Below are 25,578 nucleotides of genomic sequence, written 5' to 3'. Positions count from 1 at the left end.
GCCGCGTATGCATGCTGCATCGCGGTCTTTCCTGCGGTGGGCGGTCATGCAGCCCTACAGCGCATTAGCCCGCCATTCTACCTTATAATTTGTCGATTAAATGCTGAAAACGGGCGGTTTTACCCCCCAATTCCGAGGTGAGATCGGCGGTGTTACCAAGGTTTTATCGACCATAGCGCGCCGTTGGCTGACCTCTTGCCAACTTTCATTATTAGCCCAACCACATTTTTGCACGCGGCCCGCGCCGCGCCCCTTGCCATGTCCCTGACACTTTCAGACGTAAAACGCATCGCCAACCTGGCCCAGCTCGAGATGGATGAGGCCCATGCCGAAACCGCACTGGCCGAGCTGAACGGTATTTTCGCCCTGGCCGAGCAGATGCAGGCGGTGGACACGACCGGTGTCGCGCCGCTGTCACAACCGCTGGCCGCGATCATGGCCCTGCCCCTGCGCCTGCGCGACGACGTGGTGACCGAAGAGAACCGCCGCGAGGACTACCAGGCGCCGGCGCCGAAGGCGCAGGACGGCCTGTACCTGGTCCCGAAAGTCATCGAGTAATCGCACCCGTCTTCCAGATTCAAGAACCGACACGCACATGCACAAGAAAACCATCAAAGAGCTGTCCGCGCTCCTGCAATCGAAGCAGGTCTCGAGCGTCGAACTGGCCACGCACTACCTCGACCGCATCGAAGCGAGCAGCCACAACGCCTTCCTGCACCTGGACCGGCAGCAGACGCTGGCGCAGGCAGCAAGCGCCGACGCCCGCATCGCCGCCGGCAATGCCGGCCCGCTGACCGGCGTGCCGATCGCGCACAAGGATATCTTCGTCACCCGTGGCTGGCGCACCACGGCCGGCTCGAAGATGCTGGCCAATTACGAAAGCCCGTTCGACGCCACCGTGGTCGAGCGCTTCGGCAAGGCCGGCATGGTCACCCTCGGCAAGGTCAACCTCGACGAATTCGCGATGGGCTCGGCCAACGAGAACTCGGCCTTCGGTGCGGTGAAGAATCCCTGGGATCCGCTGGCGGTGCCGGGCGGCTCCTCGGGCGGCTCGGCCGCCGCGATCGCCGCGCGCCTGGCGCCGGCCGCCACCGCGACCGACACCGGCGGTTCGATCCGCCAGCCGGCCGCCTTCTGCGGCGTCACCGGCATCAAGCCGACCTACGGCCGCGTGTCGCGCTTCGGCATGATCGCCTTTGCCTCCTCGCTGGACCAGGGCGGCCCGATCGCCCAGACCGCCGAGGACTGCGCCCTGCTGCTCAACGAGATGGTCGGCTTCGACGAACGCGACTCGACCAGCCTGACCGTCGAACAGGGCAACGCGCCCGAAGACTTCACCCGCGAACTGAACCAGCCCCTGGCCGGCCTGCGCATCGGCGTGCCGAAGGAATACTTCGGCGAAGGCCTGGCGCAGGATGTGGAAGCGGCCGTGCGCGCTGCGCTCGATCAGTTCGTGAAGCTGGGCGCCACCCTGGTCGACATCTCGCTGCCGAAGACCGCGCTGTCGATCCCGACCTACTACATCATCGCCCCGGCGGAAGCCTCGTCCAACCTGTCGCGCTTCGACGGCGTGCGCTACGGCCACCGCGCCAGCGAGTACAAGGATCTGCAAGACATGTACCGCAAAACCCGCGCCGAAGGCTTCGGTCGCGAAGTCCAGCGCCGCATCATGGTCGGCACCTACGTGCTGTGCCACGGCTACTACGACGCCTACTACGTGCAGGCGCAGAAGATCCGCCGCCTGATCGCGGACGACTTCCAGGCCGCGTTTGCCGACAAGTGCGACGTGATCATGGGCCCGGTGGCCCCGACCGTGGCCTGGGACCTGGGCAGCAAGGCCAACGACCCGGTGGCGAACTACCTGGCCGACATCTTCACCCTGTCGACCAGCCTGGCGGGCCTGCCGGGCATGTCGATCCCGGTGGGTTTCGGCGCGGGCGAGAAGAACGGCAAGCGTCCGGTCGGCCTGCAGATCATCGGCAACTACTTTGCCGAAGCGAAGCTGCTGAACATCGCGCACCAGTACCAGCAGGTCACCGACTGGCACCAGCGTACCCCGGAGGGTGTTTGAATCGTAGGGTGGTCGGCTCCGCCGACCGCGCGTTCAACTAACGCCAGCGCAGCCACAGAACAGAGAGAGAACAACTATGCAATGGGAAGTCGTCATCGGTCTTGAGAACCACGTGCAGCTCACGACCAACTCGAAAATCTTCAGCGGCAGCTCGATCCGCTTCGGCGCCGAGCCGAACACGCAAGCCAGCCCGGTCGACCTGGCGCTGCCGGGCGTGCTGCCTGTGCTGAACCGCGGCGCCGTCGAGCGCGCGATCCGCTTCGGCCTGGCCGTGGGCGCCAGGATCGCGCCGCAGTCGGTGTTCGCCCGCAAGAACTACTTCTACCCCGACCTGCCGAAGGGCTACCAGATCAGCCAGTTCGAAGATCCGGTGGTCCAGGGCGGCACCATCAGCTTCGCCTACGAGAAGGACGGCAAGCTGGAGACGAAAACCGTCAACCTGACCCGCGCCCACCTGGAAGAAGACGCCGGCAAATCGCTGCACGAAGACTATGCCGGCATGAGCGGCATCGACCTGAACCGCGCCGGCACGCCCCTGCTCGAGATCGTGTCCGAGCCGGAGATGCGCAGCGCGGCCGAGGCCGTGGCTTACGCCAAGGCCCTGCACTCGCTGGTCGTGTGGCTGGGCGTCTGCGACGGCAATATGCAGGAAGGCAGCTTCCGCTGCGACGTCAACGTCTCGGTGCGCCCGATGGGCCAGAAGGAATTCGGCACCCGCTGCGAGATCAAGAACCTGAACTCCTTCCGCTTCATGGAAGAAGCGATCCACTACGAAGTGCGGCGCCAGATCGAGCTGATCGAAGACGGCGGCAAGGTGATCCAGGCCACTCGTCTCTGGGATCCCGACAGGAAGGAAACCCGCTCCATGCGCACCAAGGAAGACGCGCAGGACTACCGCTACTTCCCGGACCCGGACCTGCCTCCCCTCGTGATCGGCCAGGACTGGATCGAACGCGTGAAGGCGGACATGCCGGAACTGCCGGGCGCCCTGCGCGCACGCTTCACGGGCGACTACGGCCTGCCGGAATACGACAGCCTGGTGCTCACCTCGTCCAAGGCGATGGCGACCTACTATGAAGCCGTGGTGGCTGCGGCCGGCAAGGAAAACGCCAAGGCGGCGGCGAACTGGATGATGGGCGAAGTGTCCTCGACCCTGAACCGCGCCGACGTCGACATCGCCGACTCGCCCGTGAAAGCCGCGCAACTGGCCCTGCTGCTCAAGCGCATCGCCGACGGCACCATCAACAACAAGTCGGCCAAGGAAGTGTTCGCGGCAATGTGGGAAGCGAATTCCGATGACGCCAGCCTGGCCGACGCGATCATCGAGCAGAAGGACCTGAAGCAGACCTCCGACGTCGGTGCACTGGAAGCCATCGTGGACGAAGTCCTGGCCGCCAACGCCAAGTCGGTGGAGCAGTACCGCGCCGGCAAGGAAGCCGCGATCAATGCGCTGATCGGCCAGACCATGAAGGCCTCGAAAGGCAAGGCCAATCCGGCCCAGGTCACCGAGCTCCTGAAGAAGAAGCTGGCGAGTTAAAGGTTCGCACTCACAGAAAACCGGAGCGTGCTCCGGTTTTTTTTCGGCTTGGCACTCAACAATGGCTAGGCAGCCACACACCTTCTTAGGGGATGCTCACGTGTCACAGACGCGCCACACTTTTTCTTAACTTCTATGTTAAGATCAATGCCCATACCATGAAAGCTGCCAAACTCACTCATCAACAGGCCCTAGAAATGGTGGCCAAGAAGATCCCACCTGGGACGAAACTCGTTTCTGCTTCTGCCCAGAAATGGGACATCGTTGCTGTTGTGAAAGATTGCAAACTTTTAAATGGAAGACTGTCAAAAAGCATTGAAAAGCACGTTGATGACGTCACAAAAAAGGCTCAGATCCTAAAGGCATTAAGTGAACTGTTCGCTGCAGTATGTGAAGAAGATTATCAGGCTGCAATCGAAGAGAGCGGCGTGAGTTGCAAAGTTGCCCATTCTTTCCAGTACGAAAAAGGTACATACAAGGTCTGGGAGCTAAAGCCCAACAATAAAGACCGTATTTATTTTTTCCCACTAAAGGATGGGCTACCACAAGGGAGAAAAGCTTTATTTTTATTAACTGCATATCACAAAAAGGACCAAAAGACACCAAAGGAGATAAGCGAAATTTGCGAAGAGGATATCAAGAGTATTTTGGATTCTCGTGGAAAAATTGAAATTTGTGAGGAAAAAAATGTCGCGAAAAAATGAGATCGTTGCTGCTGAAGTTTCGGAAAGGAAAGCTCTGTGGGCTGCCGTTCGCCGAGCTGAGCCGATCCAACAAGTTCGCAGACTGATGCGTCAGAAGGAATTGCTCAACAAAGATTTGGCTGAGCGACTGGGAGTCACCGAAGCTGCTGTGTCACGTCTTTTGAAGGGTAACCAAAACATTCAGATCGATACGCTCTACATGCTCGCAGATGCCCTTGAAGAGCCGATGTCGATTGATTTTGGAAACAAAGAGTCTGGCGTTACGTACGCTTTTGATGAGCAAAGCGTTACGGGATTTTTTGATTGTACTGAAGACATTGGTGCCGAGGGCACCAATGTCGTACAGCTCAGCAGTTATAGAAAACTTAGCGAAATTCCCCTTAGAGAGCCTAAGGAGTTGAATAGTCTCGCTCTTGAATGTGCTTAATTGAGAACCCTATGAATCCTAGTGTATTCCGGCTCTCACGACTCGAATTCCGGCGATTTGATATCGAAGCTAATCCCGAGTACATTTTGCCAGAGCAACCCGCAGTATTCCCGCAAATCGATTTTGAATTTAACAAAGTTCAGATCGAGCTTGGAACGGATCTCGCCTATCCAGATGACGAGCTTGAAGATCCCAGACATTTCACCTTGTCGCTCAAGCTTTCTATTCAGCAATCAAAACAAGTCGATGGCGTTATTTTGCCTTATTCAATTACTATTGAAGGAACTGCGTATTTAAATTTCCGCGGCAAAGACGAAGGGCTTCGCCGCTTCCAGGTAGTCCGGGGAACCGGTTATTTGATGGTTTATAGCGCATTTAGAGAACATATTGCGAATTTTACTGCGCGCAGTGTTCATGGGCTGTGGTTTTTGCCTACTCCCAATTTCAATAGCAGAGTAGAGGCTGACGCTCCTATTGATTTTGAGAAATGGGAAGCGGCTATTGCGGCAAAAATAGCGAAATCAAAACCAAAAGCGACCAAGGTTGCCAGAAAAAAAGCTCCTGACGCTTCTGAAGAGCAAATTTCCAAGCAAAAGATGTGAAAGTCTGCATTCGTACTAGAAATGATGAGTATGACTAATAAACAGTTCTATTCCTAATCCTGAAACGTCGGCAAAGCAATCATCTGACCACTATAACCGGAGCTAGAGCTCCGGTTTTTTTTGCTTGACACATCAGCCTTATCCATCACGCAGTTTTCGCGTCAACCATACTACCTACAACAATTCCAATGCACCGCGCTAAAGGCTAAAAGCCTTAGATGGCGCGGCAATCGCTGGCCACGGACAGCAATGCCAGCGCCTGCCTGCGCGCCGCTGCCCGCAGCGAGCGGCGCAATACCGGGTCGTCGGTCGTGCGCGCCAGCACCATCCCGCCCACGCACAGGGACACGATGGCCTGGGCCCGCTGTTCGCCGTCGGGCACCCCTGCCAGTGCGCTGGCGTAGACCGCGGTCAGGTTGCGGATCAGCTGGGTGTAGGCCTTCTGCGGCGACAGCCCGGCGCGCGCCACGTCGCCCGGCAGGGCGTACAGGGGGCAGTGGAAGTCGACGTTGTCGAACACCTTGTCGCTCAGGTAGACGTCGAGCAGCATGCGCGCCAGCTCGCCGGGCGCGGGCATGGGATTGCTCTCGAGATCGGCGCGGAAGGGATTGCAGTTGGTGAAGCTCGCCACCGCGGCGGCGTACAGCTCGTCCTTGCTGCCGAAGTGGTGATAGAAGCCGCCGCGGGTCAGGCCGGCCTCCAGCATGACGCGGTCGATCGACACCTGCTCGAAGCCGTGCCGGTTGAACAGCCTGCGCGCGGCGCTGACGATGCGCTCGCGGGTCTGGGCCTTGTGCTCGCTACTATAGGGCATGTGGAACCTCCTCCGGCCCCATTATGCGCCGATCGATATTATGTTCTTGAACATAATATGGTCCCGCGTATCGTGACTTCCACCGACACCACAAGGAGGAAACGAGATGATGACCCTGACCACTTTCCGCAGCGTGCCCCCGTTCGCGGCCGGCTACGTGCGCGACCTGCGCGTGCGCTGGGCGCTGGAGGAAGCGGGCCTGCCCTACACGTTGCGCCTGCTCGCGTTCGAGGAAGCGGCGACGCCCGCCTACCGCAAGGAGCAGCCCTTCAGCCAGATCCCTGTGCTGCAGGACGACGGGCTGACCCTGTTCGAATCCGGCGCGATCCTGCTGCACCTGGGCGAGCGCTGCCCTGCCCTGTTGCCGGCGGATGCCGAGGCCCGCGCGCAGGTGACGGTATGGATGTTCGCCGCGCTCAATTCGGTGGAGCCCTATTTCGCCGAGCTGGTCAGCCTGGCCCTGTTCCATGCCGACGAAGCCTGGGCGGCAGCGGCGCGGCCCTCGGCGGAAGCGATGGCGCTCAAGCGCCTGCGCGACCTGGACGACTGGCTGGAAGGACGCGACTGGCTGGCCGGCGAATTCAGCGTCGCCGACATCCTCATGTGCACCGTGCTGCGCCTGCTGGACGGCATGGAGCTGGTCGAACGTTTCGACAGGCTGGCCGCCTACCGCGCCCGCTGCATGGCCCGCCCCGCCTTCGACAAGGCACTGGGCGACCAGCTGGCCCTGTACCGGCAGCTGCCCGCCGTCGCCTAGCGTTTGCTGCGCTCTTCCTTCGTCATGCAGACGTAGTCGGCCAGCGGCATCAGCTCGAACTGGCGGCGGTTTTCTTCGACGTCGCGCAGGATCTCGGCGCTGGCCAGGCCAAAGTGGCTGCCCTCCCAGTTGTCGCTGCCCTGGGTCCCGAAGCGCTGGGGCTTGCCGCCGGCGACCAGCAGGCGGTCGACGAAGCGCGCCATGTCGCTGCTTGAGAGCTCGCCGTCCACGCGGCGCTGGTCCAGCACCGGCACCAGCTGCTGCTGGAACTTCGGCGCGCGGTCGGCGTGCAGGGCCAGCAGCCAGGCGTCGCGCACGCCCTGCTCGCCTACCTGCGCGGCGCTCGGGAAGCCCTTGCTGCGCACCAGTTCGAACAGCCACTTGATGTTCTCTTCGTCGATGGCCGCGACCTCGCGCTTCGGGCCCCAATCCTTGCGGGCGGCTTTCGTCATCGCCAGGCGCGCGGCCTGGTCGCGGGCGGCGCGCGCGGCCAGCTCGGCGCGCAGTTGCGGGTCGGTGAAGCTGCGTGCGGCGTCGCGCTTCGCCAGCGCTTCGTCGGTGTCGTTCGGGTGCGCGGCGTACCAGGCGGCAGCGCCAGGGCAAGTACTGGCGATGTCGCCGGCGGCCGATGCCGCGCCGGCACAGGCTAGCGCCGCGCCCATCGCACACGCGAGGCGCTTCAGGTTCTGCACTGCCATGCTCACACTCCGTAGCGCGCGCGGTAGGCTGCGACGGCGTCCTTGTGCGCGCCCAGGTCGGCGCCCGCTTCGTTCGACAGGTAGGTGAACAGGTCGTCGAGGTTCGCGATCGAGATCACCGGGATGCCGAATTCCTGCGAGACCTGCTGCACCGCCGAATGCTCCGACAGCGCACCGTCCTTGCCCGAACGCTCCATGCGGTCGAGCGCGATCAGCACCGCGGCCGGCTCGGCGCCCGCGGCGCGGATCATGTCCACCGACTCGCGCACCGAGGTGCCGGCCGAGATCACGTCGTCGATGATCACGACCTTGCCCGCCAGCTTCGCGCCGACGATGGTGCCGCCTTCGCCGTGGTCCTTGGCTTCCTTGCGGTTGTAGGCGAAGGAGGTGTTGCGGCCCTTGGCGGCCAGCGCCACGGCGGTGCTCGATGCCAGCGTGATGCCCTTGTAGGCGGGTCCGAACAGCATGTCGAAGGCGACGCCGGAATCGAGCAGGGTCTGCGCGTAGAACTGCGCCAGCTGGCCCAGGGTTGCGCCGTCGTGGAACAGGCCGGCGTTGAAGAAGTACGGCGACTGGCGTCCCGCCTTGGTCGTGAATTGACCGAATTTCAGTACCTCGGCCTTGACCGAAAATGCAATAAACTCCTGGCGCAGATCGCTCACGCGCACCTCCCGAATATCAGAAAGCCCGTATTGTAACCGCCACTGTTTGCCCCGGCGAGCGCCGGCCGATCGTGCCAAGCGGCATCAAAACGCGCTACACTGTCGTCCTCCGCACCACCGCCATCCTTGATCAGACCCATGCCACGAATTATCTCCGCCAACCTGAACGGCATCCGCTCCGCCCACAAGAAAGGCTTCTTCAACTGGCTCGCCACCCAGTCTGCAGACTTCATCTGCGTGCAGGAACTGAAGGCCCAGGAAGCCGACATGACCGAGGAATTCCTCTCCCCGCACGGCTACCATGGCCACTTCCACTACGCGGAAAAGAAGGGCTACTCGGGCACCGGCGTCTACAGCCGCAGCGCCCCCGACAACAAGCGCATCGGCTTCGGCTGCCTCGAGTTCGACGCCGAGGGCCGCTACACCCGCTGCGACTTCGGCAACCTGACCGTGATCTCGGTCTACTGCCCGTCCGGATCTTCCTCGCCCGAACGCCAGCTGGCCAAGTTCCGCTTCATGGAAGTGTTCCTGCCGCACCTAGAGGAGCTGAAGGCGGAAGGCCGCGAAGTGGTGATCTGCGGCGATTGGAACATCGCGCACAAGGAGATCGACCTCAAGAACTGGAAGAGCAACCAGAAGAACTCGGGCTTCCTGCCGGAAGAACGCGCCTGGATGACGCGCATCTTCGACGAGATCGGCCTGGTGGACGTGCACCGCGCCGTGGCGCCCGACGCCGCCGACTACACCTGGTGGAGCAACCGCGGCCAGGCCTACGCGAAGAACGTGGGCTGGCGTATCGACTACCACGTGGCCACCCCGGGCATCGCGGCCTGCGCCAAGTCGGTCTCGATCTACAAGGACGAGCGCTTCAGCGACCACGCCCCGCTGATCATTGATTACCATCTCTGATAGTAAACCTGGTATTTATTAGGTTTACTTCTGAATCCCTTCCCCCCACATCGGGGGGATTCGGCATCAGCTTGATGTAAAAAAGCACCACTTCGCCCTCTTTGGCGAAATGGCATTGCCTGTTTATTGATACTATCCGTCTGGTAACTTTCTTACTAGAATTTTCCGTTGACGGAATATCAATAAACGGCCGCCATGACCTCGACTACCCCTGCTTCGCCCGCCATCCCGACCATCACCGTCAGCAGTGCTGGCGCGGCGACCCACATCGACCTGAACTTCGCTGCGGCGATGGCCACGGGCAGCGGTTCGATCTTCCTGACCGACGGCGCGGTGCAGACCGTGATCGACCGCGCCACCGGCCAGCCCAAGCTGCGCGTGGTCGGCGGCACCTTCAGCAAGGAAATCACGCTCGACAAGCTGGGCATCAGCGGCACCCACGTGAGCTTCGACGCCACCGGCCTGCCGCCGGGCGCGAAGCTGAACCTGTACATGGCCGCCGGCACCCTGGTTAGCGGCGGCAAGGCGGTGCCGGCCATTACGGTGCCCGAGAAACTCAGCTTCAACGTGCCGGGCACCGTACCACCGCCACCCGGCCTGAGTGCCACCATCACCGTCGAAGACCGCGTACTAAAGGCCGGCGCCGACATCAAGGTGACGGTCACCTTCTCGAAAGCCCTGGAGTCGCTCGACGAAGCGGCGATCAGCGCCGACCATGCCAGCATCAAGAACATCGCCCACAGCACCGATAACCGCACCTGGACCATTACCCTGAGCGCTGCCGACAGCATCGAATCGGCGACCAATGCGCTGCGCCTGGACATGAGCAAGGTGAGCAGCGCGGACGGCACGTCCGGCAGCGGCGTTCTCACTTCGGGGAACTACCTGGTCGACACCGTCGTAGACGCCTATCTGCTCGATATCGTGGAAGTCAATGACGGCGGTCCATCGAGCACGGACGGGATCACGAACATCAGTGGCGCCAGCGGCGACAATCCGCAGTTCGTCAAGGGCACCTTGCGAGGTGGCCTCGCGTCGGACGAATACATCGAGCTGGTCATCAATGATGTCACGGTGGACAAGTCCCGTATTCAGATAACGGCCGATGGAGACTATATCGAATGGTCATACAATCTTGGCGGCGACGCCGACCCGCCACTCGTGTTCGACCGTACCGAGAACGAGATCACTGCCCGGGTCGTCAAGCTGGACGGACACTACAGCACTGCGGTCGGCAAGACCATCATCCTCGATACGACGCAGCCGAAGGTCCTCACCTCGCCTCATGAATCCACCAACGTCCCCCTCGACGCGAACCTGGTCGTCACCTTCGACGAAGCCGTCTTCTGGCACCATGAAGAGAGCGATGCGGACATGCTTTACCTGTATGGCAGTGACGAATCCATTATCGAAATCTACCTCGATGAGACCAACTTCTCGGAAGGTGGAAAGAAACTGACCATCAGCGCCGCCGAGCACAACATGAAAGCGGGAATCGACTACTCGCTGGTGCTGCCCGAGAACCTGACGGATCTGGCCGGCAATCACGTCTTCGGCTACGAAATAGACTTCAGGACCGCAGAGGGCGGCAGCGAACCGGATACCACGGACCCGCACGCGACACGGGTCGTGGTGGAGGGCGACGGTTTCTACAAGGCCGGCGACGTCATCACCTTCCGCGTCCAGTTCGACGAGTACGTCAAGGTGATCACCGAAGCCATCCCTTCCATCACCCTCAGCAACAACAAGAAAGCATCCTACGCGGGCAACCTCGGTGACGAACTGGTCTTCAAGTACACCGTCGCTGCTGGCGACGACTCGTCCAGCCTCAAGATCAAGGACATCGCGGAACTGGGCGGCACGGTCGAAGATCTGGCCGGCAACGCGCTCGACCTGCTGGCCAGCGCTCACATTGTCCTCGGCGGCATCTACGACGACAGTGGATACGGCTACATGATTGACGTGAAGGTGGATACCATCGCTCCCACTGCGCCGGATGCTCCTGTGCTCGACGCGCTGGCCAGCGACTCCGGCGCCCTGGGCGACGGCATCACCGACGACAATACGCCAACCTTGAACGGCACCGCCGAAGCCAGTGCCGAGATCGCCATCTACAACGGGAGCACCCTGCTCGGGACGACCAAGGCCAATGCCGACGGCGTCTGGACCAAGACCCTCGGCACGCCGGTTGCACTGGCCGACGGCAGCTACACCATCACGGTGAAGCAAACCGACCGCGCCGGCAATACCAGCACCGCCTCGTCCCCGCTGACACTAGTCATCGACACCGCCACGCCGGCCGCCCTGACCACGGTGGTGCTGGCCACCGATACCGGGATTTCGTCCAGTGACGGCATCACGCGCGAAAACTACGCGGCACTACGCGGCAGCGGCGCCGAACCGGGCGCCAGCATCAAGATCATGCTGGGCGACGCGGTGGTGGGTATCGGCAGCAGCGACGCCAACGGCGATTGGATCGCGAATTTCGCTTCTCCCCTGAACGAAGGCGTGCACACCTACAAGGTACGCCAGATCGACGCCGCCGGCCACGCCAGCGCCGATTCGGCGCCGATCAGCTTCACGGTCGATCGCACCGGCCCAACCAGCGCGCCGCCGGCGCCGCAACTTGCGACCGCCAGCGATACCGGCGCATCGTCGACCGATGGACTCACCAGCGACAACACCCCGACGTTCACGGGTACAGGCGCAATCATCAACAGCGAAATCGTGCTCTATGCGGATGAAGCAGAGATCGGGCGCACCGTCAGCGACGCTTCCGGCAACTGGAGCATCACGGTCGGCGCCGCCAAGGCGCTGCACGACGGCACTCACAGCATCGCCGTCCAGCAGCTCGACGTCGCCGGCAACAAGAGCCCCTATTCGACGTCCGTCACGCTGCGCGTCGATACCGACGCCGACGAGCCGGACCGCCCGGAGCTGGCCGCATCCAGCGACACCGGCAGCTCGAGCAGCGACGGCATCACCTCCGACACCACGCCGACCTTCAAGGGCACCGGTGCGGAAAACGGCGCGACGGTGGTGCTGTATGCCGGCACCCGTGTGATCGGAAGCACCGTTGCCGACAGCGCGGGACACTGGGACCTGACGGTACTGGATGCCGACAAGTTCACCATCGACGGCAGCTACGCGATCACGGCCAAGCAGACCGACAAGGCCGGCAACGTCAGCGAGGCCTCGAATCCGTTCACACTGGTCATCGACACGACCGGCCCGACCGTGTCTTCGTTTGTGAACAAGAGCTCGACCCGCGAAGCGCAACTTGGCTTCAGCGAACAGATCGTGTTCAAGCCGACCGGCATGTTCAAGCTGTTCCAGGCCGCGACCGAGTTCCTGACCTTCAGCGGCAGCAGTGGCAGCGGCAGCAACTGGTATGTGACCGACGGATCCGGCGGCCACGATTCGGTCCTGAACTTCAAGGTTTCGGTTTCCGGCCTGTACAACCTGCAGATGAACAACGAGTCGATACAGGACCTGGCCGGCAACGTGGCGATCATCGGCTCACCGCAATGGGTGGTCGACCTGCCCCCGCCGGCCTGATTATTCCCCGGGCCAGGCCAGCCGGAAGCCGCTCTCGAAGCGGCGCGGCTGGCCGCTGAGCGGATCCTCGAAGCTGATCGCGCGCGCCAGCAGCTGCAGCGGCGCGCTGAAGTCGTCGCCCTTGCAGGGCAGCGCCACCGGGTAGAACGCGTCGTTCAGGATCGGCGCCCCGAGGCTTGAGAGGTGCAGGCGCAGCTGGTGCTTGCGGCCCGTGTGCGGATGCAGCCGGTAATGGGCCACCTCGCCGCGCTGCTCGATCAGCTCGATCAGCGTTTCCGAATTCGGCTCGCCCGGCACCTCGGCGCTGACAAAGAACTGCTCCGCATCCTGCATGCGGCTGCGGTAGGTAAAGGGGAATTCCCGGCCCTCGAGCGGGCGCGCCAGCGCCTCGTACACCTTGGTCACCACCCGCTTCTGGAACATCGACTGGTAGGCCCCGCGCGAGTCCGGATTGTGCGAAAAGATCACCACGCCCGCGGTCTCGCGGTCGAGCCGGTGGATCGGCACCAGGTGGGGCAAGTCGAAGCGTTTCTTCAGGCGCACCAGCAAGGTCTCGTGCAGGAAGCGCCCGGTCGGGATGGTCGGCAGGAAGTGCGGCTTGTCGGCCACCAGCAGGTGCTCGTCCTGGAACAGCACCTGTTCCTGGAAAGGAATCGGCGTCTCGGCCTGCTCCAGCTCACGGTAATACCAGATGCGCATGCCCTGGCGCACCTGGCTGTCTGCGCCCAGCGGTATACCCTTGGCGTCGACGATCTCGCCGCGCGCCAGGCGCCGCGCCCAGGCGGCTTCGGAGACATCCGGAAAGCGCTCGGTCAGGAAGCGCAGCATGCCGCCGGCCCGCGTTTCGGTCAGCCACAGGTAGCTGGGCGCGACGCCGTCGCGCGTCGGCAGCGGCACGTAGGCGTTGGCTTCGGCCTGGCGGCCCTTCCTGCTACTGCCCATCAACGCAGGGCGACATTGGTCCGGTAAGGCGGCAGGCTGCCCGCGGTGGTGCCCTTGGTGCGCGCATACACCGGCAACAGCACGTTCATGTGCTGCTCCATGATGGCAATGCGGTTCTCGCCGCCCGGGTGGGTCGAGAGCAGCTCGATGGGCGCGCGTTTATCCAGGGCCGCCATCTTGCGCCACAAGGCGATGCCGGCGCGCGGGTCGTAGCCGGCGCGGGCGGCGATGTCCAGGCCCACCAGGTCGGCCTCGCGCTCATCGTCGCGTGAGAATTTCAGGCCCGCGAACTGGGCGCCATAGCTGGCAATGGTGCCGGTGATGCCGGGATCGATGCCGAAGATGCCCGAGATCAGGGCGCCGCCGATGCGCGCACCCGCATTGGTCAGGCCCTGCTTGGCCATCTTCTCGCGGCTGTGCTCGCGCAGCGCGTGGGCGATCTCGTGCCCCATCACGGCCGCTGCCTCATCGTCGGTCAGCTTCAGCGAGGTCAGGATGCCGGTAAAGAAGCCGATCCGGCCGCCCGGCATGCAGAAGGCATTGACATCCTTCGAATCGATCACATTGACCTGCCACTGCCACTGGCTGGCATCCTGGTTCCAGCGCGCGGTATGCGGAATGATGCGTTTGGCGATGGCGCGCAGGCGCTGGACTTCCGGGTGCGACGGCGGCAGCAGCACACCTTTCTGTTGCGCCTGGCTCATCATCTGCGTGTATTGCTGCGCTGCAGCCTGGTTGAGCTGTTCTGCCGGCACGAGCTTGCTCAGGCGCGATAGCGGCCTGACCGCGATGCCATCCTGGACTGTCGTGTTGCGGTCGTCGCGCGCGAAGGCGTCGCCCACGCCCACCGTGCCGACGACGGCGAACAGGGACAGGGAGGCCGCCAGATGCTTAAGTTTTGTCATTTTCATCACCCACGAAAAGTAGCTGGAGGAGGACACAATAGCGCGATCATCGCGGATGGCAGCCGCCTCGACAAGCCGCCACCGCACATAAGCGCTCAGGTCACGACGCCGGCTTTCTTGCGCAAACGAAACACTGCCAGGCTGCCGCGCAGGTTGGGCAGGAAGCGCACCGGCTTGCCCTCCGCCAGGGCCACGAATTCCAGCACTTCCAGGCCGCACTTCTCGGCCAGGTCCTTGAAGTCGTGGATGGTGGCGTAGCGCACGTTGGGCGTATCGAACCACTGGTAAGGCAGCGAGCGCGAGACCGGCATCCGGCCGCGGATCAGGGCCACGCGGTGCGGCCAGTAGGCGAAGTTCGGGAAGGACACGATGGCTTCCTGGCCGACGCGCACGATGTCGCGCAGGCGCGCCTCGACGTGCTGCATCATCTGCAGCGAGGACAGGCACAGCACCATGTCGAAGGCGTTGTCGCGGAACAGGTCCAGGCCCTGCTCCATGTCGTGCTGGATCACGCTGATGCCGCGCTGGGTGCTCTCCAGCACCTTGTCGTCGGCGATCTCGACGCCGTAGCCGGTGCAGCCCTTGCTCAGCTCCAGGTAGCGCAGCATGGCGCCGTCGCCGCAGCCGACGTCAAGCACGTGGGCGCGCTCGCGCACCCAGTCGGCGATGAAGGCCAGGTCGGGGCGCAGGGCGTTCAGCTCATTTTCGTGCACGCTCATGTTCATGCGGGCTCCCCTGCCAGCTCGCGGGCGATCCGATCGTAGTAGGCGCGCACCACCCCGAGATAGCGCGGGTCTTCCAGCAGGAAGGCGTCGTGGCCGTGCGGCGCGTCGATCTCGGCATAGGTGACCTTGCGCCGGTTCGACAGCAGGGCTTCGACGATCTCGCGGCTGCGCTCGGGCGAGAAGCGCCAGTCGGTGGTGAAGGACGCGATCAGGAACTGGGCCCGGGTGTTCTCCAGCGCCTTGGCCAGGTCGCCGCCATGCAGGCCGGCCGGGTCGAAGTAGTCGAGCGCCTTGGTGATCAGGAGGTAGGTATTCGCGTCGAAGTATTCCGAGAACTTGTCGCCCTGGTAGCGCAGATATGACTCGATTTCGAAGTCGACGCCGAAGTCGAAGGCGTAGTCGTTGGTCTCGGCCGCGTTGCGCAGGCGGCGGCCGAATTTTTCCGCCATGTCGTCGTTCGACAGGTAAGTGATGTGGCCGACCATGCGCGCCACCTTCAGGCCGTTCTTCGGCACCACGCCGTGTTCGTAGAAATCGCCGCCATGGTAGTCCGGGTCCGTGAGGATGGCCTGGCGCGCCACGTCGTTGAAGGCGATGTTCTGGGCCGACAGCTTGGGGGTGGAGGCGATCACGATGCAATGGCGCAGGCGCTCGGGGAACATGATGCTCCACGACAGGGCCTGCATGCCGCCCAGCGAGCCGCCCATGACGGCGGCGAAGCAGTCGATGCCGAGACGGTCGGCCAGCCTTGCCTGGGCCGTGACCCAGTCTTCCACCGTCAGCAGCGGAAAGGACGCGCCATACGGCTTGCCGGTGGCCGGATTCGCGTGCATCGGCCCGGTCGAGCCGAAGCAGGAGCCGAGGTTGTTCACGCCGATCACGAAGAAGCGGTTGGTGTCGACCGGCTTGCCCGGGCCGACCATGTTGTCCCACCAGCCCTGGCTCTTGGGCTGGCCGGCATAGGTGCCGGCCACGTGGTGCGAGGCGTTCAGGGCGTGGCAGATCAGCACCGCGTTCGACTTGTCGGCGTTGAGGGTGCCATAGGTTTCATACATCAGCGTGTAGTCGCCGATGCTGGCGCCGCTTTGCAGGCGCAGCGGCTCGGCGAAGTGCATCGCCTGTGGTGTGACGTTTCCGATCGATCCCATGGAAGCTGTGGAGGTATTTCTTGTCAGAGGGTTTGCAGCTGTTCGACGGCGTTCGCGATCTCGTCCGGTTCGATCGAGCGCAGGATGCGGCGCGTACGCGTGGTGATTGCGGACAGGTCGCTGTTCAGGATTTCCTGCTTCACCGACAGCAGCTGGGCCGGATGCATCGAGAATTCGCGCAGGCCCATGCCGAGCAGCAGGCGGGTGAGCTTGGGGTCGCCCGCCATCTCGCCGCACACGGCGACGTCCAGCCCGGCCTTCTGGCCGACCGCGATGGTCTGGGCGATCAGCATCAGGACCGCCGGGTGCAGCGGATTGTACAGGTGCGCCACTTCGTAGTCGACGCGGTCGATCGCCAGCAGGTACTGGATCAGGTCATTGGTGCCGATCGACAGGAACTGCATGCGCTTGACGAACATCGGCAGCGCCAGCGCGGCGGCGGGAATCTCGATCATGGCGCCGACTTCCACGCCCGGATCGTACTTGATGCCCTCGTCGCGCAGCTGCGCCTTGGCCTGCTCGATCATCGACAGGGTCTGGTCGATCTCGAAGGCGTGCGCCAGCATCGGGATCAGGATCCGCACCTTGCCGAACGCGGAGGCGCGCAGGATCGCGCGCAGCTGGGTCAGGAACAGCTGGGGTTCGGCCAGGCAGTAGCGGATCGCGCGCAGGCCCAGGGCCGGATTCAGGGCCGTGTGCTCGGTCGGGTCGAGCGGCTTGTCGGCGCCCACGTCCAGGGTGCGGATCGTGACCGGGCGGCCCTTCATCGCCACCACCGCCTTGCGGTACTGCTCGAACTGCTCGTCCTCGCCCGGGATGCGCAGGGCCGCAGTGCCGATCCCGCCGCGGCCCATGAACAGGAATTCGGAACGGAACAGGCCGACGCCGGCGGCGCCGGCATCGAGCGCGGCAGGGCAGTCGTCCGGCAGTTCGATGTTGGCCAGCAGCGTGACCGCGGTGCCGTCTTTCGTTACTGCCGGGGTCTTCTTGAGCTTGAGCAGGCGCTTGCGCGCCTTGCCGAGCGCGGCCTGGCGCGCGCGGTACTGTTCCAGCACCAGCTGGCTCGGGTTGCAGATCACCACGCCGGCGTCGCCGTCGATGATCACCCAGTCGTCCTGCTCGACCAGGCGCGAGGCCTGGCTCATGCCGACCACCGCCGGGATGTCGAGCGAGCGCGCGACGATCGCGGTGTGCGAGTTCTGGCCGCCGACGTCGGTGACGAAGCCGACGAAGGAACGGGCGGCGCCGTCGCGGTCGCGGAAGGCCAGCATGTCGGCCGGCGAGATGTCGTGGGCCACCACGATCATCTGCGGCACGGCGCTGTCTTCGCCGGCGAGCGGCGGCGGGATCTCGAGCGCGGTGCCCATCAGGACCTTCAGCACGCGCTCGGCCACCTGCTGGATGTCGTGCTTGCGCTCGCGCAGGTACTCGTCCTCGATCTCGTCGAACTGGGAAGACAGCTCGTCGATCTGGGTCACCAGGGCCCATTCGGCGTTGTAGTGGCGCGAGCGGATGATGTCGAGCGGCGCTTCCGAGATCATCGGGTCAGACAGGATCAGCGCATGCACGTCGATGAAGGCGCCCAGCTCCGTCGGGGCGTCCTTGGGCAGCTCGGTCCACAGGGCCTGCAGGCCGCGGTGCACCTCAAGGATGGCGTGCTGCAGGCGCTTGACCTCGGCCTCGACCTGCTCTTCCGGCACCAGGTAATGCTTGACGTCGAGCGCGGCCGGCGTGAGCAGGTGTGCGCGGCCGATCGAGATGCCGCGCGAAACCGGAATGCCGTGGAGCGTGAACGATGCCATCGAATGTCCCGTGGGGCGGGGCTGCGGCATTACTCGCCTTCGCCGAACTTGTCGTTGATCAGGCCCGTCAGGGCGGCGATGCACGCCTCTTCGTCCTCGCCGTCCGCTTCGAGCAGCACTTTCGCGCCCTTGCCGGCGGCGAGCATCATGACGCCCATGATCGACTTGGCATTGATACGGCGTCCGTTACGGGTGAGCCAGACGTCGCTCTTGAACTTGGCGGCCAGCTGGGTGAACTTGGCGGAGGCGCGGGCGTGCAGGCCCAGCTTGTTGATGATTTCGAGTTCCTGTTGAATCATGTTCTCTTTATATGCCCGTGGCCAGGTTTGTCGTTATAGGTTCGTTCAGCTCGATCCGACGCGGATCCGGTTATCGACCCGCACCGCGCCGTTCTGGGCGCCGGCCAGGGCCATCTCCACCACCACGTCGAGGGTGTCGCGGCGGTAGGTGATCGCACGCAGCAGCATCGGCAGGCTGATGCCGGCGATGACTTCCACGTGGCCGGCGTCGGCCAGCGAATTGCAGCAGTTGGACGGCGTCCCGCCCTTGATGTCGGTGATGACCAGCACCCCGTCGCCCTCGTCCAGGCGCGCGATCGCCTCCTTGGCGAGGCAGTTCACCTCGCTCAGGTCCTGGTCGGCGGTCACGTCGATCGCCTCGAAACGCTCGGTGGGGCCACGGAATACGTGGGCCACCGCCGCGATGAATGCCTGGCCCAGCGGAGCGTGGGTCATCAGCAGGATGCCTACCATGTCAGTGCTTTTCAGTTGCTTTCAGTTCGACCGCGTCGATGAACATCGCGGCCACGTCGAATCCGGTCTGGTCGGTGATCTCCTGGAAGCAGGTCGGGCTCGTCACGTTTACTTCGGTCAGGAAATCGCCGATCACATCCAATCCTACCAGCAACAGGCCACGGGCCGCCAGTTCCGGGCCGATGGCCTCGGCAATCTCGCGCTCGCGCGCCGTGATCGGCTGGGCCACGCCCAGGCCGCCGGCCGCCAGGTTGCCGCGCACTTCGTTCCCCTGCGGGATGCGCGCCAGCGTGAACGGCACCGGCTTGCCGTCGATGACCAGCACGCGCTTGTCGCCCTGCTTGATCGCCGGGATGTACTTCTGGGCCATGATGGTGTGCCTGCCGTTGGCGGTGAGCGACTCGATCACGGAGCCCAGGTTCATGCCATCGTCCTTAACGCGGAAGATGCCGGCGCCGCCCATGCCGTCCAGCGGCTTGAAGATCACGTCGCCGTGCTTCTCGTGGAAGGCGCGCAGGCGCGCCGCGTCCGAACTGACCAGGGTCGGCGAGGTGTACTGGCTGAATTGGCCGATGGTCAGCTTCTCATTGTGGTCGCGGATCGCGCCCGGGCGGTTGAACACGCGCGCGCCCTGGCGCTCGGCCAGTTCCAGCAGATAGGTGCCGTACACGTATTCCATGTCGAAGGGCGGGTCCTTGCGCTCGATGACGGCGTCGAAGAAGGACAGCTCGACGCTTTCCGCTTCCTCGGCACGGTACCAGGCGTCCTGCTCTCCGGTGAGGTGGATGCGGGTGACCCGGGCCGTGACCACGCCCTCTTCCAGCACCATGTCGCGCTGCTCGAAGGCGAAGACGGCATGGCCGCGCTTCGCGGCCTCGCGCATCATCGCGAAAGTCGAATCCTTGTAGATCTTGAAGGTGGAGAGCGGGTCGGCGAGGAAAGCGATCTTCATGGGGAATCCATTGCGGAGAATGCCCTGATTTTAGCCGGAAACGCAAATGTTCGCGGACGGGCCCTGCTTTCGGCACCAGCCTGGTGCACGATGCAAGCCCGGATTGCATTTGTGCATCCGCACCCCAGGCGCATGAGCCACCTCAAGGCTTGCGCCAACCCGCCCTGCGACCATGGCTCATGGACGCGCATACAGACAAACAAGCGGAACAGGACCGTATCCGGGAGGTCTACCAGCGCTGGCACGGCGGGGCGGCCCTCGACCGCTACGCCTGGCACCGGCCGGAAATCCTGCAGCAGGTGGCGGCGCGTTCGCGCGCTTTCGCCGCCCTCCTCTCCGAAACCCTGGGCGGCGACCTGTCGGCGCTGAAGGTGCTCGACGTCGGTTGCGGCACCGGCGGCTTCCTGCGCCAGCTGATCGACTGGGGCGCCGATCCGGACCGCCTGACCGGCACCGAGCTGCAGCAGGACCGGCTCGACTACGCGCGCCATTATACCGCCGCCGAAGTCAGCTGGCGCCTCGGCACTCTCGACGCGATGGGATTGCGCAACCAGGATCTGGTGAGCGCGCAGACGGTGTTTTCCTCGATCCTTGACGATGGCCTGCGGCGCGAGCTGGCCGCCCAGATGTGGCGCGCGCTGCGTCCGGGCGGCTGGGTGCTGGTGTTCGATTTCCGCTACGACAACCCACGCAACCGCAACGTGCGCAAGGTGACGCGCGCCGAGCTGGTGTCCTGGTGGCCGGGCGAACGCAGCCGCTACCGTACCCTGATGCTGGCGCCGCCGATCCACCGGCTGCTGGCACGGGCGCCCTGGATGGCCTCGGATCTGCTGGCGGCCATGGCGCCGCCGCTGCGCTCGCACTTCATGTACATGGTGCAGAAAGGCGCGTGAAGCATCAGCTCAGCCCGTAGGGTGGGCAGGGCATTTCAGGCCAGTGGCCTGAAATGCGCCCACGCGGTCGACCAGCGCCACCATGGCCACGATTGTCTCGACGCCCGCACTGTTTGAACGCGTGGGCGGAAAATCCGCCCACCCTACGGTTGGGCGCTCCGCTCAGTACACCTCAGGGTTCGGGTCGGTACGCTCGAGCTCCAGCGACGCGGCCAGCAGCCCCAGGCGCGCCACCACGCCGTACACGTAGAAGCGGTTCGGCGCCGCCGTGCCCGGCTTGGCCTTGAGGTCCGGCACCGCGTGCTGCTGGGCGAAGGCCAGCGGCACGTACTGCGAGCCCGGCGCGTTCAGGTTCTGGTCGATGCCGCGCTCGGCATGCACGCGGTAGAAGCCGCCCACCACGTAGCGGTCGATCATATAGACCACCGGCTCGGCCACCGCGTCGTTGATCGATTCGAAGGTCGGCACGCCTTCCTGCACGATCATGTCGGTGACGGCCACGCCATCCTTGATGACCGTCATCTTGTTGCGCTGGGCGCGGCTCAGGTCCTTCACCTCGCTGGCGTCCTTCACGGTCATGACGCCCATGCCGTAGGTGCCGGCGTCCGGCTTGACGATCACGAAGGGCTTCTGCTCCTTCATGCCGTATTCCTTGTACTTCTTCTTGATCTTCGAGAGCAGCGCCGACACCGCATCGGCCAGCTGCTCGGTGCCCACGTCTTCCTGCAGGTCGATCTCGCCGACCTTGCTGTGCAGCGGGTTGACCAGCCAGGGATCGATCTCGATCAGCTTGCCGAACTTCTTGGCCACCTCGTCGAAGGCCTTGAAGTGGTTGCTCTTGCGGCGCAGCGCCCAGCCGGCGTGCAGCGGCGGCAGCAGCGACTGCTCGTGGATGTTTTCCAGGATCGACGGGATGCCGGCCGAGAGATCGTTGTTGAGCAGGATGGTGCAGGGGTCGAAGTCGGCCAGGCCGACGCGGCGGCCGTTCGGCGAGCGCACCAGCGGCTCGACCACCAGCATATTGCCGTCAGGCAGCGCCAGCGGGGTCGGCTGGGTGACGTCGGGCGACAGCGAGCCCAGGCGCACGTGCAGGCCGGTCTGGCGGAAGATCTGCATCAGGCGCGCCACGTTCTGCAGGTACATCGGGTTGCGCGTGTGGACTTCCGGGATCATCAAAAGGTTGCGCGCGTCCGGGCAGTACTTGTCGATCGCGGCCATGGCAGCCTGCACCGCCAGCGGCAGCATCTCGGTGGACAGGTTGTTGAAGCCGCCCGGGAACAGGTTGGTATCGACCGGCGCCAGCTTGTAGCCGGCATTGCGCAGGTCGACCGAGCAGTAGAACGGCGGCGTATGCTCCTGCCACTCGAGGCGGAACCAGCGCTCAATGGCGGGCGTGGCTTCGAGAATCTTCTTTTCCAGGTCCAGGAGGGGACCGGTCAGGGCGGTGGCGAGGTGCGGAACCATGGTGTGACGTCCTAGTGATGGCTTATTCGAATTATATCGGTAGCCTCATATAGGGACGAATATGCTTATTTAAAGTCTGAATTGCCATAAACGCAAAAAGGCGCCCCGAGGGGCGCCTTTGCAGCAGCAGTGAGGCTCAGGCGTGGTAAGCCGATTCGCCGTGGCTGGTGATATCCAGGCCCTCGCGCTCCTGGTCCGCCGGCACGCGCAGGCCGACCACCACATCCACCAGCTTGAAGGCGATGAAGGCGACCACCGCCGACCACACGATGGTGATGCCGACCGCCTGGGCCTGCACCCAGACCTGGTTGGCGATCGAGTAGTCCGGCGAGCCCTTGTTGGCGATGTAGTCCCAGATGCCCTGCCCGCCCAGCTGCGGCGCGGCGAACACGCCGGTGAGCAGCGCGCCCAGGATGCCGCCCACGCCGTGCACGCCGAACACGTCGAGCGAGTCGTCGGCGCCCAGCAGGCGCTTCAGGCCGGTCACGCCCCACAGGCAGATGATACCGGCCAGCAGGCCCATGACCAGGGCGCCCATCGGACCGACGAAGCCGCAGCCCGGGGTGATCGCCACCAGGCCCGACACCGCGCCCGAGACCGCGCCCAGCAGCGAGGGCTTGCGCTTGAAGATCCACTCGCCGAACATCCACGACACGGCGGCCGCGGCGGTCGCCAGCAGGGTGTTGATGAAGGCCAGCGCCGCGATGTCGCCCGCTTCCAGCGCCGAACCGGCATTGAAGCCGAACCAGCCCACCCACAGCAGCGAGGCGCCGATCATGGTCATGGTGAGCGAGTGCGGCGCCATCGATTCGCGACCCAGGCCGATGCGCTTGCCGATGACATAGGCGCCGACCAGGCCGGCCACCGCGGCGTTGATGTGCACCACGGTGCCGCCCGCGAAGTCGAGCGCGCCCTTCTGCCACAGGAAGCCGGCATTGCCGGTGACGGTGGCCAGGGTCGAGGCGTCGGTGATCGCATCCGGACCGGCCCAGAACCAGACCATGTGGGCCACCGGCAGATAGCCGAAGGTGAACCACAGCACCATGAACAGCAGCACCGCTGCGAAGCGCACGCGCTCGGCAAAGGCGCCGACGATCAGGCCGCAGGTGATGGCGGCAAAGGTGCCCTGGAAGGCCACGAAGATGAACTCGGGGATCATGGTCTCCTTGCTGAAGGTAGCGGCCTGGCTGAACGTGCCGGCCGCGGCATCGTAGATGCCGTTCAGGAAGACGCGGTCGAAGCCGCCGATGAAGGCGTTACCCTGGGTGAAGGCCAGCGAGTAGCCGTACAGGCACCACAGGACGATGATCAGGGAAAAGACCATGAAGACCTGCATCAGCACCGACAGCATGTTCTTGGCGCGCACCAGGCCGCCGTAGAACAGGGCCAGGCCGGGGATCGACATCATGATGACCAGCAAGGTGGCGACGAACATCCAGGCGGTGTCGCCCTTGTTGATCGTGGGCGCGGCCAGGGCCGGCAGCGCCAGGCCGGCGGCCATTGCACCGGCGAGGAGTTTGGTGGTGAGTTTCATCGGGTTTCCCTTACAGTGCTTCGTTGCCGGTCTCGCCGGTACGGATACGGATGACCTGGTTGAGGTCGGCCACGAAAATCTTGCCGTCACCGATCTTGCCGGTGCGGGCGGCGCCCGAGATGGCGTCGATGACCTGGTCGACCACGGCGTCGTCGACGGCGGCCTCGATCTTGATCTTCGGCAGGAAATCGACCACGTATTCCGCGCCGCGGTACAGCTCGGTGTGGCCCTTCTGGCGGCCGAAGCCCTTCACTTCGGTCACGGTCATGCCCTGGACGTTGATCTCCGACAGCGCTTCACGCACTTCGTCCAGCTTGAAGGGTTTGATGATGGCGGTAATCATTTTCATGGTCTTGCCTCGTTTCAGAAAGTTTTGGACAGGGTCAGGATGGCGCCCGACTTGCCGAGGTTCTTGCCCTGCGGACTGAGGTAGGCGTCGGTGTTGGCCTTGATCCAGGCCAGCGACAGGGTCGCCACGCCCAAGTCCTTGGTCACGCCGACCTTGTAGTCGGAATAGGAGTACTGGCTGTTGTGGGCGACCTTCTGGTGGCCGGCATGCAGGTTCAGGATGAAGCCGCTGCCGACATCGACGTCGGCGCCCACGTCGAGGTAGCCGCTGCCCTTGCTGTCGGCGGTGCCGAACAGGTTGGTGGTCGAGTGCGAGTACTTGACATAGGCCGGGCCGAAACCGAGCCGCGCATACAGTTCGAAGGTATTGGCACGCGGGTTCAGGCCATTGTCCGGATACCAGTAATACAGGCCGCCGACGTCATAGGTGACGGATTCGCCCAGGTTGCCGCGCTTGCCGCCGTAGATGTCCCATTCGATGTTGCCGTCGCCGCCGAGGTCCTTCGTCCATTTGATGGTGGACAGCCAGGTGCCCACGTACAGGCCGGTCGGGCCATGCACGTAGTCGGCGCCGCCCTGCAGCGCCGGATCAAACCGGGTTTGCGACAGGCCGCGGTAACGGTAGTCGCTGGTGATGGCGGCGTTGTAGCTGACTTGATGCTCAGGAGCAGCTTCCTGCGCAAATGCTGGCACGTTCGACAGCGCGAAGACGACCCAGATTGCTGCACTTGTGTTGCACTTCATGACATTCCCCTTATATTCAACAGTTGGCGCACGGCTGAACCGTGTCTTGGGCTGTTGCGGTTTACAATCCTGTTTGCTACACGCCTGACAACTCTTTAGCAGGATGCGTGCCAGCCTAAAAAGCGCGATCGGGGTGCTTGTTTTCTCGGCCATCTGCCCCATTTGTGATTCGAACAACCAGGAAAACCCGTGCGCCCTGCGTTTGCGGCGGCGCCGCGCACCAAAGCGGATGGCAGCGCACCGTGGTGGTGCAACGCTCCGACAGATAGGAAATGGACATGAACAACTTCTTCAACGACATCCAGGGCAAGATCAACCAGGCGCTGGAGAGCACCCCGGCCAAGGACATCGAGCGCAACGTCAAGGCCATGATGACCCAGGGCTTCTCGAAGCTCGACCTCGTCACCCGCGAAGAGTTCGACATCCAGGCCCAGGTGCTGGCCAAGACCCGCGCCAAGCTCGAGGCGCTGGAACTGCGCGTGGTGGAGCTGGAATCGCGCCTGGCGACCCAAGGCACGTCCAGCCCATCCGCCGCATCCGGCCTGGCCGCCGCCAGCGCCGCGGCGGCGTCCAACGAGCCGCTTCCGGGCGCCACCGACCCGTCCGCGCCGCACGTCATCCTCGACAAGC

The 25,578-nt window shown here is 63.8% G+C and carries 25 protein-coding genes and 1 pseudogene; 11 read left to right on the top strand and 15 right to left on the bottom strand.

Going from position 1 to position 25,578, the window contains the following annotated elements:
* Positions 1-258: 258 nt before the first annotated feature.
* From gatC to LK539_RS05005, 6 genes are all read left to right on the top strand, one after another.
* On the top strand, positions 259-558 hold the full coding sequence (gatC, locus tag LK539_RS05030; RefSeq protein WP_036247667.1) for an Asp-tRNA(Asn)/Glu-tRNA(Gln) amidotransferase subunit GatC: 300 nt from the start codon (positions 259-261) through the stop codon (positions 556-558).
* A gap of 37 nt (positions 559-595) precedes the next feature.
* A complete protein-coding gene (gene gatA / locus LK539_RS05025; RefSeq protein ID WP_227799818.1) occupies positions 596-2,071 on the top strand; it encodes an Asp-tRNA(Asn)/Glu-tRNA(Gln) amidotransferase subunit GatA in 1,476 nt (491 codons plus the stop codon).
* A gap of 76 nt (positions 2,072-2,147) precedes the next feature.
* On the top strand, positions 2,148-3,608 hold the full coding sequence (gene gatB, locus LK539_RS05020; RefSeq protein ID WP_227799817.1) for an Asp-tRNA(Asn)/Glu-tRNA(Gln) amidotransferase subunit GatB: 1,461 nt from the start codon (positions 2,148-2,150) through the stop codon (positions 3,606-3,608).
* Between the two features lie 158 nt (positions 3,609-3,766).
* The gene (locus LK539_RS05015) at positions 3,767-4,312 is read left to right on the top strand and encodes a type II toxin-antitoxin system RelE/ParE family toxin (RefSeq protein ID WP_227799816.1); all 546 of its coding nucleotides are present in this window, start codon (positions 3,767-3,769) and stop codon (positions 4,310-4,312) included.
* Complete coding sequence (locus LK539_RS05010) at positions 4,296-4,739, top strand: helix-turn-helix transcriptional regulator (protein WP_227799815.1); 444 nt, start codon at positions 4,296-4,298, stop codon at positions 4,737-4,739. The genes LK539_RS05015 and LK539_RS05010 overlap by 17 nt, the downstream gene beginning before the upstream one ends.
* Before the next feature lie 11 nt (positions 4,740-4,750).
* Positions 4,751-5,341: a hypothetical protein gene (locus LK539_RS05005; RefSeq protein WP_227799814.1), complete on the top strand. Its 591-nt coding sequence runs from the start codon at positions 4,751-4,753 to the stop codon at positions 5,339-5,341.
* Between the two features lie 214 nt (positions 5,342-5,555).
* On the opposite strand, the gene LK539_RS05000 is transcribed toward LK539_RS05005, so the two are convergent.
* The gene (locus LK539_RS05000) at positions 5,556-6,155 is read right to left on the bottom strand and encodes a TetR/AcrR family transcriptional regulator (RefSeq protein ID WP_227799813.1); all 600 of its coding nucleotides are present in this window, start codon (positions 6,153-6,155) and stop codon (positions 5,556-5,558) included.
* A 106-nt stretch (positions 6,156-6,261) separates the two neighbouring features.
* Between LK539_RS05000 and LK539_RS04995 the strand changes: the two genes are divergently transcribed.
* Positions 6,262-6,912 (top strand): glutathione S-transferase family protein, encoded by a 651-nt coding sequence (locus tag LK539_RS04995; RefSeq protein WP_227799812.1) that lies wholly within the window; start codon positions 6,262-6,264, stop codon positions 6,910-6,912.
* Here the strand turns inward: LK539_RS04995 and LK539_RS04990 are convergent.
* A complete protein-coding gene (locus LK539_RS04990) occupies positions 6,909-7,610 on the bottom strand; it encodes a DUF6624 domain-containing protein (protein ID WP_227799811.1) in 702 nt (233 codons plus the stop codon). The two genes, LK539_RS04995 and LK539_RS04990, sit on opposite strands and share 4 nt — an antisense overlap.
* A 2-nt stretch (positions 7,611-7,612) precedes the next feature.
* Positions 7,613-8,272, bottom strand: coding sequence for an orotate phosphoribosyltransferase (gene pyrE, locus LK539_RS04985; protein ID WP_227799810.1), 660 nt, complete (start codon positions 8,270-8,272; stop codon positions 7,613-7,615).
* Between the two features lie 138 nt (positions 8,273-8,410).
* On the opposite strand from pyrE, the gene LK539_RS04980 reads away from it, so the two are divergent.
* Both LK539_RS04980 and LK539_RS04975 read left to right on the top strand, forming a co-directional pair.
* Positions 8,411-9,181, top strand: coding sequence for an exodeoxyribonuclease III (locus LK539_RS04980; protein ID WP_227799809.1), 771 nt, complete (start codon positions 8,411-8,413; stop codon positions 9,179-9,181).
* A 195-nt stretch (positions 9,182-9,376) separates the two neighbouring features.
* Positions 9,377-12,739: an Ig-like domain-containing protein gene (locus tag LK539_RS04975; protein WP_227799808.1), complete on the top strand. Its 3,363-nt coding sequence runs from the start codon at positions 9,377-9,379 to the stop codon at positions 12,737-12,739.
* On the opposite strand, the gene LK539_RS04970 is transcribed toward LK539_RS04975, so the two are convergent.
* The 8 genes from LK539_RS04970 to gshB all read right to left on the bottom strand — a co-directional run bounded on the left by LK539_RS04970 (position 12,740) and on the right by gshB (position 19,965).
* Positions 12,740-13,681 (bottom strand): pseudouridine synthase, encoded by a 942-nt coding sequence (locus LK539_RS04970; RefSeq protein WP_227799807.1) that lies wholly within the window; start codon positions 13,679-13,681, stop codon positions 12,740-12,742.
* Positions 13,681-14,586, bottom strand: coding sequence for a M48 family metallopeptidase (locus tag LK539_RS04965; protein WP_227799806.1), 906 nt, complete (start codon positions 14,584-14,586; stop codon positions 13,681-13,683). Before LK539_RS04965 ends, LK539_RS04970 begins: the two co-directional genes overlap by 1 nt.
* 95 nt (positions 14,587-14,681) lie before the next feature.
* A complete protein-coding gene (gene metW, locus LK539_RS04960; protein ID WP_229520609.1) occupies positions 14,682-15,311 on the bottom strand; it encodes a methionine biosynthesis protein MetW in 630 nt (209 codons plus the stop codon).
* Positions 15,308-16,459, bottom strand: a complete 1,152-nt coding sequence (locus LK539_RS04955) for a homoserine O-acetyltransferase (protein WP_227799805.1) — start codon at positions 16,457-16,459, stop codon at positions 15,308-15,310. The genes metW and LK539_RS04955 overlap by 4 nt, the downstream gene beginning before the upstream one ends.
* A 23-nt stretch (positions 16,460-16,482) precedes the next feature.
* On the bottom strand, positions 16,483-18,261 hold the full coding sequence (gene ptsP / locus LK539_RS04950) for a phosphoenolpyruvate--protein phosphotransferase (protein WP_227800552.1): 1,779 nt from the start codon (positions 18,259-18,261) through the stop codon (positions 16,483-16,485).
* Positions 18,262-18,290: 29 nt separating this feature from the next.
* Positions 18,291-18,560, bottom strand: a complete 270-nt coding sequence (locus LK539_RS04945) for an HPr family phosphocarrier protein (RefSeq protein ID WP_159696553.1) — start codon at positions 18,558-18,560, stop codon at positions 18,291-18,293.
* A 45-nt stretch (positions 18,561-18,605) separates the two neighbouring features.
* Positions 18,606-19,013 (bottom strand): PTS sugar transporter subunit IIA, encoded by a 408-nt coding sequence (locus LK539_RS04940; protein ID WP_227799804.1) that lies wholly within the window; start codon positions 19,011-19,013, stop codon positions 18,606-18,608.
* 1 nt (position 19,014) lies between these two features.
* Complete coding sequence (gene gshB / locus LK539_RS04935; RefSeq protein ID WP_227799803.1) at positions 19,015-19,965, bottom strand: glutathione synthase; 951 nt, start codon at positions 19,963-19,965, stop codon at positions 19,015-19,017.
* A 179-nt stretch (positions 19,966-20,144) separates the two neighbouring features.
* On the opposite strand from gshB, the gene LK539_RS04930 reads away from it, so the two are divergent.
* Positions 20,145-20,858: a class I SAM-dependent methyltransferase gene (locus tag LK539_RS04930; RefSeq protein ID WP_227799802.1), complete on the top strand. Its 714-nt coding sequence runs from the start codon at positions 20,145-20,147 to the stop codon at positions 20,856-20,858.
* Positions 20,859-21,020: 162 nt separating this feature from the next.
* Here the strand turns inward: LK539_RS04930 and gshA are convergent, their stop codons facing one another.
* The 4 genes from gshA to LK539_RS04910 form a co-directional block, all read right to left on the bottom strand.
* On the bottom strand, positions 21,021-22,322 hold the full coding sequence (gene gshA, locus LK539_RS04925) for a glutamate--cysteine ligase (RefSeq protein ID WP_227799801.1): 1,302 nt from the start codon (positions 22,320-22,322) through the stop codon (positions 21,021-21,023).
* A 136-nt stretch (positions 22,323-22,458) separates the two neighbouring features.
* Positions 22,459-23,856 (bottom strand): ammonium transporter, encoded by a 1,398-nt coding sequence (gene amt / locus LK539_RS04920; protein ID WP_307729086.1) that lies wholly within the window; start codon positions 23,854-23,856, stop codon positions 22,459-22,461.
* Positions 23,857-23,866: 10 nt separating this feature from the next.
* A complete protein-coding gene (gene glnK, locus LK539_RS04915) occupies positions 23,867-24,205 on the bottom strand; it encodes a P-II family nitrogen regulator (RefSeq protein WP_036247637.1) in 339 nt (112 codons plus the stop codon).
* 14 nt (positions 24,206-24,219) lie between these two features.
* On the bottom strand, positions 24,220-24,948 hold the full coding sequence (locus LK539_RS04910) for a TorF family putative porin (RefSeq protein WP_227799800.1): 729 nt from the start codon (positions 24,946-24,948) through the stop codon (positions 24,220-24,222).
* A gap of 272 nt (positions 24,949-25,220) precedes the next feature.
* On the opposite strand from LK539_RS04910, the pseudogene LK539_RS04905 reads away from it, so the two are divergent.
* Positions 25,221-25,451: pseudogene (locus LK539_RS04905) on the top strand (accessory factor UbiK family protein); the annotation flags it as partial.
* Positions 25,452-25,578: the final 127 nt, after the last annotated feature.

The sequence above is a fragment of the Massilia sp. IC2-476 genome (genome assembly GCF_020707295.1).
Taxonomy (GTDB): Bacteria; Pseudomonadota; Gammaproteobacteria; order Burkholderiales; family Burkholderiaceae_D; genus Telluria.
Note: the sequence above shows the minus strand (reverse complement) of the source record. Positions and strands in the feature narration are given on the sequence as shown.

What these genes read in the sequence shown, in the direction of transcription:
- gatA (WP_227799818.1), top strand. Translation starts at nt 596, where the DNA reads ATGCACAAGAAAACCATCAAAGAGCTGTCCGCGCTCCTGCAATCGAAG.
- LK539_RS04945 (WP_159696553.1), bottom strand. Translation starts at nt 18,560, where the DNA reads ATGATTCAACAGGAACTCGAAATCATCAACAAGCTGGGCCTGCACGCC.
- LK539_RS04980 (WP_227799809.1), top strand. Translation starts at nt 8,411, where the DNA reads ATGCCACGAATTATCTCCGCCAACCTGAACGGCATCCGCTCCGCCCAC.
- gshA (WP_227799801.1), bottom strand. Translation starts at nt 22,322, where the DNA reads ATGGTTCCGCACCTCGCCACCGCCCTGACCGGTCCCCTCCTGGACCTG.
- metW (WP_229520609.1), bottom strand. Translation starts at nt 15,311, where the DNA reads ATGAACATGAGCGTGCACGAAAATGAGCTGAACGCCCTGCGCCCCGAC.
- LK539_RS04995 (WP_227799812.1), top strand. Translation starts at nt 6,262, where the DNA reads ATGATGACCCTGACCACTTTCCGCAGCGTGCCCCCGTTCGCGGCCGGC.
- LK539_RS05010 (WP_227799815.1), top strand. Translation starts at nt 4,296, where the DNA reads ATGTCGCGAAAAAATGAGATCGTTGCTGCTGAAGTTTCGGAAAGGAAA.
- ptsP (WP_227800552.1), bottom strand. Translation starts at nt 18,261, where the DNA reads ATGGCATCGTTCACGCTCCACGGCATTCCGGTTTCGCGCGGCATCTCG.
- LK539_RS04990 (WP_227799811.1), bottom strand. Translation starts at nt 7,610, where the DNA reads ATGGCAGTGCAGAACCTGAAGCGCCTCGCGTGTGCGATGGGCGCGGCG.
- LK539_RS04930 (WP_227799802.1), top strand. Translation starts at nt 20,145, where the DNA reads ATGGACGCGCATACAGACAAACAAGCGGAACAGGACCGTATCCGGGAG.
- LK539_RS05015 (WP_227799816.1), top strand. Translation starts at nt 3,767, where the DNA reads ATGAAAGCTGCCAAACTCACTCATCAACAGGCCCTAGAAATGGTGGCC.
- gatB (WP_227799817.1), top strand. Translation starts at nt 2,148, where the DNA reads ATGCAATGGGAAGTCGTCATCGGTCTTGAGAACCACGTGCAGCTCACG.
- amt (WP_307729086.1), bottom strand. Translation starts at nt 23,856, where the DNA reads ATGAAACTCACCACCAAACTCCTCGCCGGTGCAATGGCCGCCGGCCTG.
- LK539_RS05000 (WP_227799813.1), bottom strand. Translation starts at nt 6,155, where the DNA reads ATGCCCTATAGTAGCGAGCACAAGGCCCAGACCCGCGAGCGCATCGTC.
- LK539_RS04975 (WP_227799808.1), top strand. Translation starts at nt 9,377, where the DNA reads ATGACCTCGACTACCCCTGCTTCGCCCGCCATCCCGACCATCACCGTC.
- glnK (WP_036247637.1), bottom strand. Translation starts at nt 24,205, where the DNA reads ATGAAAATGATTACCGCCATCATCAAACCCTTCAAGCTGGACGAAGTG.
- LK539_RS04955 (WP_227799805.1), bottom strand. Translation starts at nt 16,459, where the DNA reads ATGGGATCGATCGGAAACGTCACACCACAGGCGATGCACTTCGCCGAG.
- LK539_RS04965 (WP_227799806.1), bottom strand. Translation starts at nt 14,586, where the DNA reads ATGACAAAACTTAAGCATCTGGCGGCCTCCCTGTCCCTGTTCGCCGTC.
- LK539_RS04910 (WP_227799800.1), bottom strand. Translation starts at nt 24,948, where the DNA reads ATGAAGTGCAACACAAGTGCAGCAATCTGGGTCGTCTTCGCGCTGTCG.
- gshB (WP_227799803.1), bottom strand. Translation starts at nt 19,965, where the DNA reads ATGAAGATCGCTTTCCTCGCCGACCCGCTCTCCACCTTCAAGATCTAC.
- LK539_RS04970 (WP_227799807.1), bottom strand. Translation starts at nt 13,681, where the DNA reads ATGGGCAGTAGCAGGAAGGGCCGCCAGGCCGAAGCCAACGCCTACGTG.
- LK539_RS04940 (WP_227799804.1), bottom strand. Translation starts at nt 19,013, where the DNA reads ATGGTAGGCATCCTGCTGATGACCCACGCTCCGCTGGGCCAGGCATTC.
- LK539_RS05005 (WP_227799814.1), top strand. Translation starts at nt 4,751, where the DNA reads ATGAATCCTAGTGTATTCCGGCTCTCACGACTCGAATTCCGGCGATTT.
- gatC (WP_036247667.1), top strand. Translation starts at nt 259, where the DNA reads ATGTCCCTGACACTTTCAGACGTAAAACGCATCGCCAACCTGGCCCAG.